Origin of the sequence: Candidatus Cloacimonas acidaminovorans str. Evry, from assembly GCF_000146065.2 — a bacterium.
Taxonomy (GTDB): Bacteria; Cloacimonadota; Cloacimonadia; order Cloacimonadales; family Cloacimonadaceae; genus Cloacimonas; species Cloacimonas acidaminivorans.
Window position 1 is genome coordinate 1,817,880 of record NC_020449.1, and the last position, 14,733, is coordinate 1,832,612.

At 37.1% G+C, this 14,733-nt stretch carries 12 protein-coding genes; 5 read left to right on the forward strand and 7 right to left on the reverse strand.

From position 1 onward, the window contains the following. The 4 genes from CLOAM_RS07375 to CLOAM_RS07390 all read right to left on the reverse strand — a co-directional run bounded on the left by CLOAM_RS07375 (position 1) and on the right by CLOAM_RS07390 (position 3,197). Positions 1-801 carry a phosphatidate cytidylyltransferase gene (locus CLOAM_RS07375; protein ID WP_044279063.1) on the reverse strand — a complete coding sequence of 267 codons (801 nt, stop codon included), beginning with the start codon at positions 799-801 and terminating at the stop codon, positions 1-3. Further along, on the reverse strand, positions 794-1,534 hold the full coding sequence (locus CLOAM_RS07380; protein WP_015425271.1) for an isoprenyl transferase: 741 nt from the start codon (positions 1,532-1,534) through the stop codon (positions 794-796). The genes CLOAM_RS07375 and CLOAM_RS07380 overlap by 8 nt, the downstream gene beginning before the upstream one ends. Further along, a protein-coding gene (gene prfB / locus CLOAM_RS07385) for a peptide chain release factor 2 (RefSeq protein ID WP_193761061.1) occupies positions 1,527-2,607 on the reverse strand; the annotation gives its coding sequence in 2 pieces (ribosomal slippage) (positions 1,527-2,579 and positions 2,581-2,607; 1,080 coding nt in all). Before prfB ends, CLOAM_RS07380 begins: the two co-directional genes overlap by 8 nt. 188 nt (positions 2,608-2,795) lie before the next feature. After that, positions 2,796-3,197, reverse strand: a complete 402-nt coding sequence (locus CLOAM_RS07390) for an AgmX/PglI C-terminal domain-containing protein (RefSeq protein ID WP_015425273.1) — start codon at positions 3,195-3,197, stop codon at positions 2,796-2,798. A 333-nt stretch (positions 3,198-3,530) separates the two neighbouring features. Here CLOAM_RS07390 and CLOAM_RS07395 point away from each other — a divergent pair, with 333 nt between their 5' ends. Genes CLOAM_RS07395 through CLOAM_RS09840 form a run of 5 tightly spaced genes read left to right on the forward strand, consistent with a single transcriptional unit; the run spans position 3,531 to position 9,064 of the window. Further along, positions 3,531-4,922, forward strand: coding sequence for an SGNH/GDSL hydrolase family protein (locus CLOAM_RS07395; RefSeq protein WP_044279066.1), 1,392 nt, complete (start codon positions 3,531-3,533; stop codon positions 4,920-4,922). Beyond that, entirely contained in the window at positions 4,923-6,221 is a 1,299-nt protein-coding gene (locus tag CLOAM_RS07400; RefSeq protein ID WP_015425275.1) for a GDSL-type esterase/lipase family protein, read from the forward strand. 12 nt (positions 6,222-6,233) lie between these two features. Beyond that, the gene (locus CLOAM_RS07405; protein WP_015425276.1) at positions 6,234-7,697 is read left to right on the forward strand and encodes an MBOAT family O-acyltransferase; all 1,464 of its coding nucleotides are present in this window, start codon (positions 6,234-6,236) and stop codon (positions 7,695-7,697) included. 11 nt (positions 7,698-7,708) lie between these two features. Next, positions 7,709-8,875 (forward strand): mannose-6-phosphate isomerase, class I, encoded by a 1,167-nt coding sequence (manA, locus tag CLOAM_RS07410; RefSeq protein WP_015425277.1) that lies wholly within the window; start codon positions 7,709-7,711, stop codon positions 8,873-8,875. A gap of 51 nt (positions 8,876-8,926) precedes the next feature. Continuing rightward, positions 8,927-9,064, forward strand: a complete 138-nt coding sequence (locus tag CLOAM_RS09840) for a hypothetical protein (RefSeq protein WP_173307540.1) — start codon at positions 8,927-8,929, stop codon at positions 9,062-9,064. 221 nt (positions 9,065-9,285) lie between these two features. On the opposite strand, the gene CLOAM_RS07415 is transcribed toward CLOAM_RS09840, so the two are convergent. The 3 genes from CLOAM_RS07415 to asnB form a co-directional block, all read right to left on the reverse strand. Further along, positions 9,286-10,875: a hypothetical protein gene (locus tag CLOAM_RS07415; protein WP_044279067.1), complete on the reverse strand. Its 1,590-nt coding sequence runs from the start codon at positions 10,873-10,875 to the stop codon at positions 9,286-9,288. 753 nt (positions 10,876-11,628) lie between these two features. Beyond that, positions 11,629-12,513 (reverse strand): hypothetical protein, encoded by an 885-nt coding sequence (locus CLOAM_RS07425; protein ID WP_044279069.1) that lies wholly within the window; start codon positions 12,511-12,513, stop codon positions 11,629-11,631. Further along, positions 12,513-14,624, reverse strand: coding sequence for an asparagine synthase (glutamine-hydrolyzing) (gene asnB / locus CLOAM_RS07430; protein ID WP_015425282.1), 2,112 nt, complete (start codon positions 14,622-14,624; stop codon positions 12,513-12,515). The genes CLOAM_RS07425 and asnB overlap by 1 nt, the downstream gene beginning before the upstream one ends. Between the last annotated feature and the right edge of the window lie 109 nt (positions 14,625-14,733).

Sequence of the window (14,733 nt, forward strand, 5' to 3'; positions counted from 1 at the left end):
TTACCTCACTTTAGTTAAAATTTCCAAAGCACAATATAAAAACGAACCTGCAAATAAACAACTGTCACACCTGTCTAAAATTCCCCCGTGCCCGGGAAGAAGATTAGAACTGTTCTTTACCTTGCAAAATCGTTTTAACATTGACTCTGCCAAGTCCCCTATCTGACCGAAAATTCCACTTGCAACTGCCAGCAGAGCCAGATAAGAAAATGGCAGTATCTCAACCTTGCAAATATATAATATAATCAAAATCAGCCAAGGCGCAAGAACTCCCGCTATAAAACCCTCCAGGGATTTTTGCGGGCTGATAGCTGTTATATTTCTATGTTTTCCAATTTTTATTCCGGCAAAATAAGCAACGGAATCCACAATCCAAATCAATAGAATTAAGGCAAGTAAAAAATTATGTTCCGCATAATATAAACCCAAACGAGCAATTAAAGCAGGAAATAAAGCAGTATAAACAAAACCGAAAAGAACAGCAAAAAGCCGCGGAACAGATAATTCCTTCTCCCAGGTTAATATTGCTTCCCCTATTGCTAAAAACAAGACCAACCATAAAAGAGATAAGTCCTTACCCTTAATATAAACAAATGCCAAATAGAAAAGAGAATTGAACACAAGCCAAACATAGTGTATTTTTATGCCTGCCTTATTTAGCATTTGAGCGTATTCCCAAGAGCCCAAAAAAGTAATAATCAACAAAGTTTTAACTAAAGGTAAACCCCTATAATACAGAACGATAAGAACTATGGGAATTAAAATAACTGCAACCAGCACTCTTTTTGCCAGTTCACTCATTCCTGCCCCCAAACCTGCGTTCCCGGGAAGTATAATCTAAAAGCGCCTTTATCAGTTCCACTTTGTCAAAATCAGGCCACAATGTATCTGTAATATAGAGTTCGGCATAAGCGGATTGCCAAAGCAAAAAATTGGAAAGACGTTTTTCTCCGCTGGTTCTAATTATCAAATCCGGATCGGGCTGACCAGCTGTCCAAAGGTAATTTCCAAATTCCTCAGGGGTTAGTTTATGCCATTCTTCAGGATGCATAGTCATAAACTTTTTGAAGCCCTCAATAATTTCCAGACGACCTCCATAGTTGAAAGCAAAATTTACGACCATTCCTGTGTTATTATGTGTTTGAGCAACCAGAGAACTTACTTCCTTCCAGTAATTTTCTTCCAAGCCAACAGTAGTACCAATAAATTGAGCATAGATATTTTGTTCCATCAGTTCCGGAATTTCCTTTTTCAGCTGATCTTTAAGCAATCTTAACAGACCTTTTACTTCGCTTTCCGGACGGCTCCAGTTCTCTGTAGAAAAAGCATAGAAGGTTAAATATTGAAGTTTTAGCTCAACTCCCAATTCTACAACTTGCCTTAATGCTTTCACACCTGCTCTGTGACCGTAAAGATGGGGTCTATTTCTTTTTTTTGCCCATCTTCCATTTCCATCCATAATGAAACCTATATGAACAGGTAACTTGTTTCTATCCAGTTCATTGAGCAATTCTTTATAATCCTGTTTAGCCATTTATCCTCTGATGTGCATTGTATTTCAGCCAGGCATAAATAAAATCATTCAAATCGCCATTCATTACCTTATCAACATTACCTGTTTCATAATTTGTTCTATGGTCTTTAATCATCTGATAGGGATGGAAAACATAACTGCGAATTTGATTGCCCCAGCCAATTTCCGTTTTGCTATTTTCCAGATTCTTTTTCTCTTTTTCCCTTTGTTCCTCATAGTATTGATATAAACGGCTTTTCAAAATGGACATTGCTTTTTCCCGATTTTGCATCTGACTGCGTTCATTTTGGCATGTAACTGTTATATTTGTAGGTAAATGTGTTATCCTAACTGCAGAATCAGTTGTATTAACATATTGTCCTCCTGCTCCACTTGCACGGAAAGTATCTATTTTCAAGTCCTTAGGATTAATCTCTATTTCCAGGTCCTCATCAAATTCCGGATACACAAAAACCGAGGCAAAAGAGGTCTGTCTTTTACCTTGAGCGTTGAAAGGACTTATTCTCACTAAACGGTGAACACCAATTTCACTTTTTAACATCCCGTAAGCATAATCACCTTTGATTTCAACGCTTACACTTTTAAGTCCTGCTTCTTCTCCTGGTAGAGAATCAATAATATCAAAGCTATAGTCATTTTTTTCTGCCCAATGAGCATACATCCGTAAAAGCATTTCAGCCCAGTCCTGGGATTCTGTTCCGCCTGCACCAGAATGAATTGTCAACAGTGCATCATTATGATCATATTTATCATTCAGATAGCATTCAATTTCAGCTTTTTCAATAAAACTTTGTATGCGGGGAAGTTCAGAAACCGCTTCTGCCAGTAATTCGGCATTGAAATCTTCATCTAATAAGGTAAGATATGTCTCCAGTTCACCTTTAACGGTATCCAGTTTTTTCAGATGCTCCAGTTCATCTCTTAATTGAGAAAGCTGTTTGCTTATTTTTTTGGCTTGTGTTTGATCTTCCCAAAAATCGGGAGCATTCATCTTTTGCTCCAGTTCCATTATCAAATGCTTTTTTGGCTCGGAATCAAAGTAACCTCCGAATTTCAGAAATTTGCTCTATCATATCATTGGCCGTCTTTTTATAATCAGTGTATTCCACGCTTTCATCCTCTTTTTTATAAGTTGTAACCTAAAGATTTACATACACATTGATGTCAAGAAGAAAGGACAAGAATGAAGAATGGGGCTTTTTATTTTTCCTCGCTCTAAGTAATTATTCCAGAAGAACTCTCTTTTTCTCTTTATAAAAACTCACCCTTTTCGGAAACTCACCACAAAACTATAGATAATTTTATCCTGCTTAGGAAATGCCCAGGTAAAAATTTCCTTCTTCAGTTCATCAATAAAATTGGAGAAAAACTTTCCGGAAAGTGCTTTCACTTCTACTTCCTGAACTTGCCCCTCATTAGTAATATAAAGTGTAAATTCCAAATCGCCTTGCATTGCATTTTGGTAAGTATGTTTTTTATAAATTGCCTGCAACTTATCCTGGTGGTAATTTACTACCTTAGAGACCTTTTCTATTTCCGGAGTTTTCTGTTCAGTAGATTGAGAAACCGGTTTTGAAGAATAAGTTTCAGGAGCAGAACAGGATACAATTATTATAGCACAAATTCCTATGCCTAATAACAACCCGAATTTTGTCTTTTTCATAAAGCACTCCTTTTATTCGTTATAGATATATTAAGGTAAAATATCATAAAACCAAATAGTTCTTGACGGTAACATACTATATAAAAATTGGAAATCGTGACGACTTGGTTTTTTTACAAAGAGAAAAAGAGAAAAAGTTTAGCCACCGAAAACACCGAGATTTTTTTTACAAAGAGAAAAGAGAAAAAGAGATTTAATGAAAAATGATGATAACTCGGAAACCATAAAAAATCTCAGTGCTCTCGGTTTTTTCGGTGTTCTCGGTGTAAGGGAAAGCAAAATTATAAATCTGTGTTATCTGTAAGAGACATTATTATAACTTAAAAGGTGGTTATGCCTAAAAATTTTATCAGACCACTTATAATAGTGGTTTTAGCGGTCATTTTAGTGGAAATTTTAGCTAGGGTTATTCCTGCTGTGGATAACCGTTTTTTCCCTTTAAAAAAGCTTTCTTGGTTTGAATCTCTGAAACGCGAGAAAGCAGTTGTCTCAGCAGATACCTCCTTTGTGCAAAAAGCGGTTGCTATTTCCAATGATTTATTACCGCTTAAGCCATTTATTACCAAACTCAATAATCCTTCGGCAAATTTACGGATTGCCTATTATGGAGATTCTATTATTGAAGGGGATTTAATAACCGGAAAACTGCGGATGGAACTTCAATCAATGCATCAAGGTTCCGGTGTAGGAATGGTAGGTATAACTTCAATTGTAGCAGGTTTCAGGCAAACCATCAAGCACAGTTTTTCCCGCAACTGGGAAAGCATTTCCTTTATGACTCCTCACAAATATGATATTCCTTTGGGAATTACAGGTTACACTTTTATTCCGCGTAATTATTATGTAGCGGAAAAGGTTATTGAGCCATTACAGCTTGATAGTTTAGCTGTTTTGGATTCCGCACAAGTAGCAAGCCCGGAACCGCAAAAAGAAAATGCCCGTTTTTATGTTGATTATGACCCTTGGGTGGAATATAGTGCATCTCAGGTAGCAGGAGGAGCTTCAACTTTCAATCGTATTCGTCTTTTTTACAGTCACAGTTCGGATAGCAGTTATGTAAAGGTCTCCTATAATGGAGCTCCCTTTATCTTGCGTCATTTACAAAATCAGCCCGGGGTTCAGGTTTTAGACCTCAGTCCTGTTACTGCCTGTAAAAAAATCCGGCTGGAATTTAATGCTTATGATCCTATTCATTTATATGGAGTTAGCTTTGACGAACCGCAAGGAGCTTATGTAGATAACTATCCCATTCGCGGTTATTCCGGAATGTATTTTCAGCGGATAAGTTCTGATATTTTATCCGGTTTTCAGAAGCACTTGCATTACGACCTTATCATCCTGCAATATGGAGTGAATGTTTCCAATTACCAAATTCGGGATTACAGCTATTACGCAAAGGGGATGAAAAAAAGCATAGAGCATCTTCAAAAAGCACTTCCCGGAGTTCCGATTTTACTTATCAGCGCACACGATAGATGCATTAAGCAGGGAACGGAGTATGTAACTTCTCCTGATATACCTTATCTGGTTTCAACTCAAGCCAAAATTGCCAAAGAAACAGGTTGTGGTTTCTGGAATTTATTTTCTGCAATGGGCGGGCTGAATTCTATGCCAAAATATGTAAATCATCAACCTCCTTTGGCAGGAAAGGATTACACTCATTTTACACGGGCAGGAGCTGATCATATTGCTGAAATGCTTCTTGCTTATCTGAAAGGAAATTAAGTGCATATCCGCCGTTTATTACCTTTTTGTATACTGGCACTGGCTTGTATCTTTCCGGTAAGCGAAAGTTATGCCGAAGAAAATATTACGACTGAAGATATCAATGAACTTTTCAGCGAAGAGGAATATCCTTCCGATATGGATACTCTGGAAGAATTTATTCAAAGCTATTATTTGCTTCTGGAAAGTAATGAATACCTAAAACAGTATAAATTTCTAAACCTGGAAAAAAATCAGTTTCTGGGAGATAAAAAAGCTCTAAAACCATTTTATGAAAAATTACTGGAACTGCGTAGTGGCTTAAGACAAACGGTTACTATCTATCAAATAGGCGATTCCCATATTCAAGCAGGATATTTTTCTGGAACTGCCAGAACTTCACTCCAACAATATTTCGGCAATGCAGGCAGGGGATTAGTTTTTCCTCTACGACTGGCAGGAACAAATCAACCGGATGACTATAGAATATCAGCCAGCGGATATTTCAACCGCTTAAATTCTGAACGCGGATTAAGCGGTTATGCTTTAAAAATGGCAGACGGTTTATGCCTGGAAATAGCTACCAACAATTTTTTCAGAGGAGATAACAGTTTTAATAAATTATCTCTGCTAACCTCGCTACCCGGAATGGAAACAAAAGTGGAGTTTGCTTCCGCTGAACCCGAAAAGAATGCCGAAAAAATAGGCAACTACTATTACGGCAGAGTTTACTGGAAAACAGATGTATCCAAAGTAAAACTTACATTAACCGGTGAATCCTCTACTTTATACGGAATTTGTTTGGAAAAAGAACAACCAGGATTGCTATATCACTCTTGTGGAATTAACGGAGCCGGTTTTTACAATCTGCTAGAGCAACAAATATTGTTTGAGCAAATAGGACTTTTAAACCCCGATTTAATCGTTATTTCTTTAGGAACAAATGATGCTCAGGGCACTTTTCGCGGAGAGGTCTTTACTAAAAACCTGAATACCTTTATGTATAAACTAAGGCAGTTCAATCCCGAAACACCAGTTCTTTTTACTCTTCCTCCGGATTCTAACAAGCGGGGAAAGCACAATAGCGATCTGGACAAGGTGGATAAAATTATCATTGAATATGCCAAAGAAAATCAATGTGCCTGGTGGAATATGAACGAAGTAATGGGCGGCAATAACAGTATCCAAAAATGGCGCAATCAACAAATGTCTGCCAAAGACCTTTTGCATTTTACCCCCAAGGGCTATATGTTGCAGGGCTATCTCTTCTATCAGGCATTTATTAAAAGTTATAAAAGTTTCAGCGAACAATCGGGATAAGAGAAAATTACTATGCCTCCCTTAATCCAAAATATCCTGAATAGTTTAGTTTACGACCCGCAAAAGCCATTGCTTTTCCACAGCACTTTCTTTCTGTTTTTCTTTATTGTGGTTTTGCTTTTCTATCCTCTGGTGGTGAACAAAGTTAAAGTCCGCACCTGGTATTTGATGTTGGCTTCTTTATATTTCTATTACAAAACCAGTGGTAGTTTCATAATTTTATTGCTTATTACTTCGCTCATCAATTTTGGTTTGGGTGCTTTTATTTACAATGCACAGAGTAAAGCCACCAAGCGTTTTTATTTGTGGCTTAGTGTTTTCTGGAATTTAGGTTCGCTGGGTTACTTCAAATACACCAATTTTATAATTACTACTATCAATCAAATTTTTGGTGGGCAACTTCCTCTTTATGATATTTTTTTACCTGTAGGCATTTCCTTTTTTACTTTTCAAACCTGGAGTTATACTCTGGACATCTATTTCGGCAAACTAAAACCGCTGAAGAGTTTTGTGGATTTCACCTTTTTCGTTTCTTTTTTCCCGCAGCTAGTAGCAGGACCTATTGTTCGTGCCAGTTATTTTATCCCTCAAATTCATAAAAAGTTAAGTTTAGATAAAGATACCATAGCTAAAGCCCTGATTTTGATCTTTTCAGGTTTAATTAAAAAAGGAGTTATAGCGGATTATTTATCGGTCAACTTTGTAGACCGCATTTTTGAAAATCCGGCGCTTTTTTCTGGCTTGGAAAATCTTTTAGGCGTTTATGCTTACGCTTTACAGATTTATTGTGATTTTAGCGGTTATTCCGATATTGCCATTGGATTGGCAGCACTATTGGGTTTTTCTTTACCGGTAAACTTTTTAACTCCATACAGGGCAAGTTCTGTAACTGACTTTTGGCGGCGTTGGCATATTTCTCTTTCCACTTGGTTGAGGGATTATCTGTATATTCCTTTGGGAGGAAACCGTAAAGGTAAAGCCAGACAATATCTTAACCTGATGATAACTATGCTCTTGGGTGGTTTGTGGCATGGAGCATCCTGGAATTTTGTTGTTTGGGGTGGTATTCACGGTTTGGCTTTAGTTTTAGATAAGATGCTGTTACGCTTAAAGATAATGCAAACCAAAGTAATGAAAGTTATCGGCGTAATCGTTACTTTCCATTTTGTCTGTTTCGGATGGATATTTTTCCGTTCACCCGATTTTTCCCGCGCAGGAATGATGTTGAACCGCATTTTTACCGCTTTCAACGGAAGCATTTTCTGGCAGTGGCTAACTCAATATAGAATATGTGCTATTCTTATTTTAACCGGTTTTGTGTTTCACTGGATGCCTGATAGTTATAATAATGCTTTACAAAAAACGCTTAGTAAAGCACCTGTAATTTTACAGTCGTTGCTTTTGGCAATAGTGATTTGGATTTTATTCCAATTTCGCTCTGCTGAAATTCAACCTTTTATTTATTTTCAGTTTTAAGGAGTTTATTTATGCCCTATTTAATTAAACCGTCCCTCCAAAATTATTCCTGGGGTGATACTAAATACCTCCAGGAATTGATTGGCGAACAACAGGAAATAGGAAAACCCTTAGCCGAAATATGGTTTGGAGCACATCCCAAAGCACCTTCCCTGGCAATAACCGAAAAAGGAGAAATCCCAATGGATAAATTGTTGCAGGATATGCCGGAAAATATGCTGGGAACGGAACAAAATATTGCCTTGCCTTTTCTCTTGAAAATTTTAGCTGCCGCTGAACCTCTTTCTCTTCAAGTTCATCCTGATAAGCAAACTGCCCAAAATGGCTTTCGTAAAGAAGAGCAGGAAGGAATTCCGTTAAACGATCCCAAACGCAGTTTCAAAGACCCCAATCATAAACCCGAATTGATATGTGCTCTTACTCCTTTTATTGCAATGTGCGGATTCCGACCTTTTGAGGAAATTATACGCAATTTTCATATTTTAGGCATAATAGAGATTTGGCAGAAATTCTCCGCCTTCAACAAGAATCCTTCTAAAAATACCTTGAGGGATTTATTCAGTCAAATTCTGGAAAGCGAAAGTTCACAACTGGAAGAAGTTATGCATTGCCTTGAAATAATCCAACCGAAATTGAGCCCTAAACTGAAATTCACCTGCCAAATTTGTAAGCATTTAAATGAATTCTATCCCCTTGATAGTGGCATAGTTAGCCCCTTATTACTCAATACTTTCACCTTGCAACCAGGTCAGGCAATTTTTTTAGATGCCGGAATTCTGCATTCCTATATCCAAGGAGCCGGAATTGAAATTATGGCTAATTCCGATAATGTTATCCGAGGAGGGCTTACTCCCAAATATATAAGCCGGGAAATACTTTTTGCCATCACCCGCTTTGAAACATACCTGCCCCAATTAATTCACCCGTATATGAAAATTAATGAACTGGTTTCATACCCTACTCCGGCAGAAGAATTCTATCTTTCACGGCTTATTCTGGAAGGAACCTACATTTTGGATAATTTGCATAAACCCTTGCTGGTCTTTTGTTTTAAGGGTTCTTTTACTACCGATGACGGTTTCTCGCTGGAAAGAGGTAAGGCAATGTTTATCTCTTTTGCGGAAAGACCTGTAACTCTATCCGGTTCTGCAGACCTCTTTATTGCGTCAATTCCCTGATATATTTAGAGCAACATATTTATCAAATCCCGCGTAAAAAGGTTGAAACGGTTGAAAAGGTTTAGAACCCGGAAGGTTGAAATCCTCTTCAACTATACTTTACAATCTACTTTATTACCCCAAATTAATAATCAGGAAATAGTTGAATTACAAGTGAATGACGAACTTGCAGTTCTTCCGCAAGCGTAAGCCCCTCGCTAAATTCCTGTTTTATCAATTATAATATTCTCTTTTCTGTTCCTTGAAAAGCACCCATCCTCCACCCATCCTTAAGGAGAGTTGATGTTGGGTAGAACATCAGTTAACAGTAGGAAACGCTATATCATTGCTCTTGTGAATAAAGAATTTTCTGCTATCTGTTTCCGTTCCTTAAAATTGAGGATTATTCAGGCATAGATATTGGTTAATACCTAAAACCAAAATTCCACTCCAAAAGTGAAGGTTTCAATTATTTCATCTTTACCTTTGATTTTACCGTCATTATTGATATCGGTATAATATTCTCTGTAACTTCCAACCAAATTGGCATTATCCGAAATGGAATATACCAGGCGTCCTAAAATATTGGCATTTTCATTTCTGGGATATTTGAAGTTGATATAATTTACATTGCTTTGAGCGTAACAAACTGATGCTTCCTTCAATTTAGGAACAATAGAAGGACATACAGTAACGCTTGCCCACAAGGATTTGCCCAAAAAGTTATGCTTGCCATACATATCCTGATAAGCAATTTTAGCATAGACAATATTAAAAAGATTGGCTCTTAAATAGCCAAACCAGCCGAGAGAGGACTCAACATCTTTCAGTGTTTCTTCTTTAGTCGTTAAATACCATATTTGATTTCCGTTACCATCAGAAATTATATGCCTTACCTGAGCCCGCTGTTGATCATATTGCCTGTCAAAATATCCTGGCAAAAATTGATCGCCAAAATTGCGGAATTCCAAACGAGCATCAAAAATAAAGAACTTACTGCTGAATCCAGGAAAAATCATACCAGTTCCGTAACCGTCAATTTTGGCTATTTCTCCATAATGAATCAGGTTGAAACGCTCGGATTCTATTAAAGGTAACTGGTAATCCAAACTGTAAACAAGAACCTCATCTTTTTCGGTGTAGACAGCTGCACTATCGGGTGTTACATCCATATCCAAATCATAACCAAGATCCTCTATTCCCGGAAAATGTACATCTACATAAGGATTAACAGAAGGATGGTCTAAAATATTATTACCGTTAATATCTATATCATCATTATCTGCAATCCCGTCATTATCGGTATCCAAATACCTGTTTTTATCCTTGGGAAATTTATCATAAACATCCGGAATGTTATCCCCATCTTTATCTTCATACTTTCCATATTGGTCACGATCTATGCCAACATTAACTCCTACTCGCAATTTCTCCAGCAGAGGAATATTGGTTACAGCCAGGGGTTGAAAATGCACTCTACCGGCTAAGATCTCATTTTTGTGCAGGTTATGCGTATATGCCTCAAAACCTAATCCTGAAAGATGAGTATTTATTCCCACATAACCACCTACATTTTTCACCTGCGGATAGAGTGTCATATTGGAATAATGATTGAAAATCAAACCATTACCTAAGGTATAATCTGGAATACTACCAACCTTAAAATAGAAAGGATCGTTGCGTTGAGCAAATCTGAGAAATAAAATTTTGTTTACATAATCCTGCCATTCATCCCAGTCCTCTTTCCGCACTTTCCCTTCTGCATCAATTATTAAATCAATATCCAAACCTAATCCGAATTTCCAAACCTGAAGTTCGGGCTGTAAACGAATCTGAGAATAGGTCTGATTATCAATTGTAACGGCTCCCACAGCTCCTCCCATTCCCCAATGTGTTCCTTCTGTAGTTTCTGTTTCCTCTTCCCACATCGGGTCACCTGGAATGCTGATTTCACCATAACCTGCCTGTCCCAACAAAATAACAGGCAATAAGATTAATACTAAAAACAAATACTTTTTCATCTTGGTCTCCTTGTCTATAAGGATTTTTTTCTTTATAGCCAAAGTATATTATTGTGTCAAGAAAAATCGTGTCCTGCACACTATTGAATTTTGCCAAAATGGAATTCCGCATTCCAATTGCGAAATATGGTTCATAATTGAGCCAGTTGCATTGTTTAAGTTTAACCCAAATAATGCAGGAGAAATAATGGTTAATCTTATTTCCCTAATCAGCAATTATATGTTGTAGTAAAAATTCCGTAGGAATGACAGATATTAACGACGGGTTTCAACCCGGCGAGTAAGAGGAGAATAAAAAAAAGGGCTCACGCAGATTTCGCAGATGACGCAGATTAAAAATGAGAATAGGTATGGGATGAAAAGGATAAAAGGGATTTACAAGATTTCGAATATCAGTTCCGTAGGAAAGACAGCTATTATAGAAGGGTTTCAACCCGGTGAAAAGAAAGCAGGAGAGTCATTATCTCCTTTTCCGAGAAAGAGTTCCGTAGGAACGACAGATATTAACAACGGGTTTCAACCCGGTGAAAAGAAAAGAACCTACAATACTATCTTTATTGGGGAAAAAAGTTCCGTAGGCACGACAGATAGTATAGAGAGGTTTTAACCTGGGAAAAATAATTCAAATTTATTATTTGGTTTACTGAATTCTGAGTTACCATAAATAGAGGACATATATTTTTCAGGTTTCTGCGAACTCTTTGGCAAAGAGGAAGTTGCCAACCCATTTTTCCTCAATTGTTTTATTTAAGTTTAATTCAGCAGCATCTCTAAAATATTTACCGGTAAAGCATCCTGGTAGGAATAGGGTTGGTTAATTTCCATTCCCAAAGCATCAATAAGGACTCTTCCTTTCACGGAATATCTTATTTCTCCTTTAACTGCGCCTTTTACAGCTCCCAGAATGGTTTTCAGATTATTCAGCTTAAAAACCATTACTCCATCCTGAGAGTAGATATTTTCGTTGAATTTAAGTTGATTTTTCAGGTTTCCCGTTCCGGCATATTTATCGCTGATATAAATTTCCGCGGGAAAGCCCTTGAAATTGAAGGTTAAACCGTAAGGATTCAAAATAATAAAATGAACCTGTAATTCCGTTTCGCCAATGCCGATCTTTTCAACAGTGGTCTTCGTTATTTTGAATAAACTTTGTCCATTAGTGCTGAATTTGGGAATAATGCTTTTCAGTTGTTCCTTCAAATCCAGCTCGTAGGGCTCATCAAATTTGAACTTTTTCCCAATTCCCATAACTTTGCCATGTCCTTTACCGGTTATGAAAAATTGCACTTTCTGGTCTATGGAACTAACCATTTTCACAACTGGACGCGTTTCCAGTTCTACATTAAAATCCAAACACATAGCTGACTTTTTGGGAATTTCCACTACATTTTGCAAATAAGCGTTTCCAACTTTGTAGCGGTCTTTATTCAGCAGTTCCACATTCAATTGATCCAGTTTCAGTTTATAGCAATTAGGATTACTTACTATAAACGATATTTTAATAGTGCTTTTATCGGGAGTGATGGAAATCACTTTCACATCCTGAATTTTTGTCACTGTAGGGCTCTTGAAGAGTTTGCAGGAACTGAGTGAAATAAGCACTAAGCTAAGAGCTACTAAATATAATATGTTTTTCATCAATATCCTCCTGAAGGTTTATCTACATACTGTCTGAACCAAAGTTCCAAAGCGATAACATTGAATAGCATTTCCACCTGTTTGTTGTCTCCTGCCAAATATTTATGCCAGTAATGATTAATCTTGGGCAAATTCCAAATTCCTCTTTGGCGAAATGCACTGCTGGCAAAAATATCGGAAATAAAAGGTTTTAATTCCTGTTTCATCCAGACCTGATAAAAGGGCGAAGAAAAAATGCCTTTATCCTGCCGGTAATATATTTCTTCCGGAATCAAATCTTTCATTGCAAAACGGTGAATTACTTTGGTATAAGGTGGCTGAACCTTATATTGTGACGGCAGAGAAAAAACAAAATCCACCAAACGGTAATCCAGAAAAGGAACTCTACTTTCCACAGAATTTGCCATAGTCAAGCGGTCTTCAAAATGCAACAATGTTTGCAGGGAAGTGTTATGCATCATATTATACAGGAAATTGGAAAGCCGTGATGCCTTAATATCCGCAATCTTTTTCAGAATTTGTTCGCCGCAGTTTTTTTCGGCTTCGTTTGTAAAAGCACGATTAAAGGGCTCAAAGCGGTAATAACAAAACTCCAGATTGTAAAGTGATGACTCCGGTAAAAAAGTGGAAAGCATTATTTTTCCCAGTTTGGAAAATGCCTTATTATCTTTTTTCAAATAGATAGGCAGTTCTTTCCCTAATCTGCCAATTTGCATACCCCTAATCAAATCGGCAAAATAACGGTATAAAGAATGTCTGTAACCGGCAGAAATTTCATCGGAACCCTGCCCCGAAAGCAAAACCTTAATTCCTTGTTGATGTGCTTCTTGCATCACTGCATTGATAGATACAAAAGCTGCAGATAAGGGAAGGTCATTCATATAAGTCAATTTTCCCCACCAGCCAATGGCATCTTCTGCCTTAGGACTAACCAAAAAAGAAGTGCAGGAGGTCTTTTGCACGATTTTTTCCATCCACTTGCGTTCATCCAGTTCCGGTGTAAAAGCATAATAGGAAGAAAAGGTTTTTAGAGGTTCACCCTTTTTTTGCACTGCAGAACAAACAATTGCCGAAGAATCCATTCCTCCGGATAAGGTAGCTCCAATTTCTACATCACTGCGAAGTTGTAAGGATATAGAATCCAGAAAGATATTTCTATATTGCTGAACTGCCTGTTCAAAAGCAAGATGGGAGCTTTCAAAATTGGCAATATCCAAGTCATAATATTGGTTGATCATAATCTTGCCATTGGCTGCAAGCAAGTTATGCCCCGGTTTTAAAGAGTGAACATTTTGCCAATAGGTCTCATCATCATAAACCAGAAATGAATTTATCTTCATACTACGCCAAATCATTGCTTGGTTTAATTTCTTATCTATAGGGGTAAGCAAAAGCTGTTTAATTTCACTGCCCCAATATATTACGCCATCTTGAACAGCATAATAAAAAGGTTTAATGCCATAGCGATCACGACTGCAAAAAAGCAAATTTTTTCTTTCATCCCACAAGGAAAATGCCCACATTCCGTTAAAATGAAGCACACAATCCTCACCCCAAAAATGATACGCCTTAATTATTACTTCTGTATCGCTATTGCTGAAAAATTTATAGCCCTTTGCCTTAAGCTCTGCTTTTAGTTCCAGATAATTATATATTTCACCATTATAGCAAATAGCTATGCCAAGTTCTTTATCATACATCGGTTGATGCCCAATAGGTTTTAATTCCAAAATGCTCAAGCGCCTGAAACCCATTCCCAAAATAAAATTACCCATTTTAAAAGGATTAACCGAAGAATATCCCTTAGCAGGAAAAGTGCTGTCTATTTCAACATTGAATAAAGGATATACTGATTGTATTTCTGCTGGTGAATCTACTCCCGAAAAAGACCTAATTCCGTTTTTATCCTTAATTAAATAGCCCTCATCATCAGGACCCCGATGCTTGATTACATCCGTCATTTCTTTTAATAGAATTGCATTTGCAACATTTTGCTTAAAACTAACCGCATTTTTAACCGGGTTATCCTTTCCTTTTCTGAAATTATCCTGCTTCTTATCTAAAATAACTGCTTCTTTACTAAAACAGTAGATACCTGCTATTCCACACATTCATTCTCCTTTTACTCTTAGTTCCTTTTTTCATAATTACATTTCCAGTCAAGCGTTTTATCATTTTATATAAGGGACAAATTTATTAAATTATCAAAGTTATGATTGC

Excerpts from the sequence above, each read along its gene's own strand:
- CLOAM_RS07375 (WP_044279063.1), bottom strand. The coding sequence starts at position 801 with ATGAGTGAACTGGCAAAAAGAGTGCTGGTTGCAGTTATTTTAATTCCC.
- CLOAM_RS07380 (WP_015425271.1), bottom strand. The coding sequence starts at position 1,534 with ATGGCTAAACAGGATTATAAAGAATTGCTCAATGAACTGGATAGAAAC.
- CLOAM_RS07390 (WP_015425273.1), bottom strand. The coding sequence starts at position 3,197 with ATGAAAAAGACAAAATTCGGGTTGTTATTAGGCATAGGAATTTGTGCT.
- CLOAM_RS07395 (WP_044279066.1), top strand. The coding sequence starts at position 3,531 with ATGCCTAAAAATTTTATCAGACCACTTATAATAGTGGTTTTAGCGGTC.
- CLOAM_RS07405 (WP_015425276.1), top strand. The coding sequence starts at position 6,234 with ATGCCTCCCTTAATCCAAAATATCCTGAATAGTTTAGTTTACGACCCG.
- manA (WP_015425277.1), top strand. The coding sequence starts at position 7,709 with ATGCCCTATTTAATTAAACCGTCCCTCCAAAATTATTCCTGGGGTGAT.
- CLOAM_RS07415 (WP_044279067.1), bottom strand. The coding sequence starts at position 10,875 with ATGAAAAAGTATTTGTTTTTAGTATTAATCTTATTGCCTGTTATTTTG.
- CLOAM_RS07425 (WP_044279069.1), bottom strand. The coding sequence starts at position 12,513 with ATGAAAAACATATTATATTTAGTAGCTCTTAGCTTAGTGCTTATTTCA.
- asnB (WP_015425282.1), bottom strand. The coding sequence starts at position 14,624 with ATGTGTGGAATAGCAGGTATCTACTGTTTTAGTAAAGAAGCAGTTATT.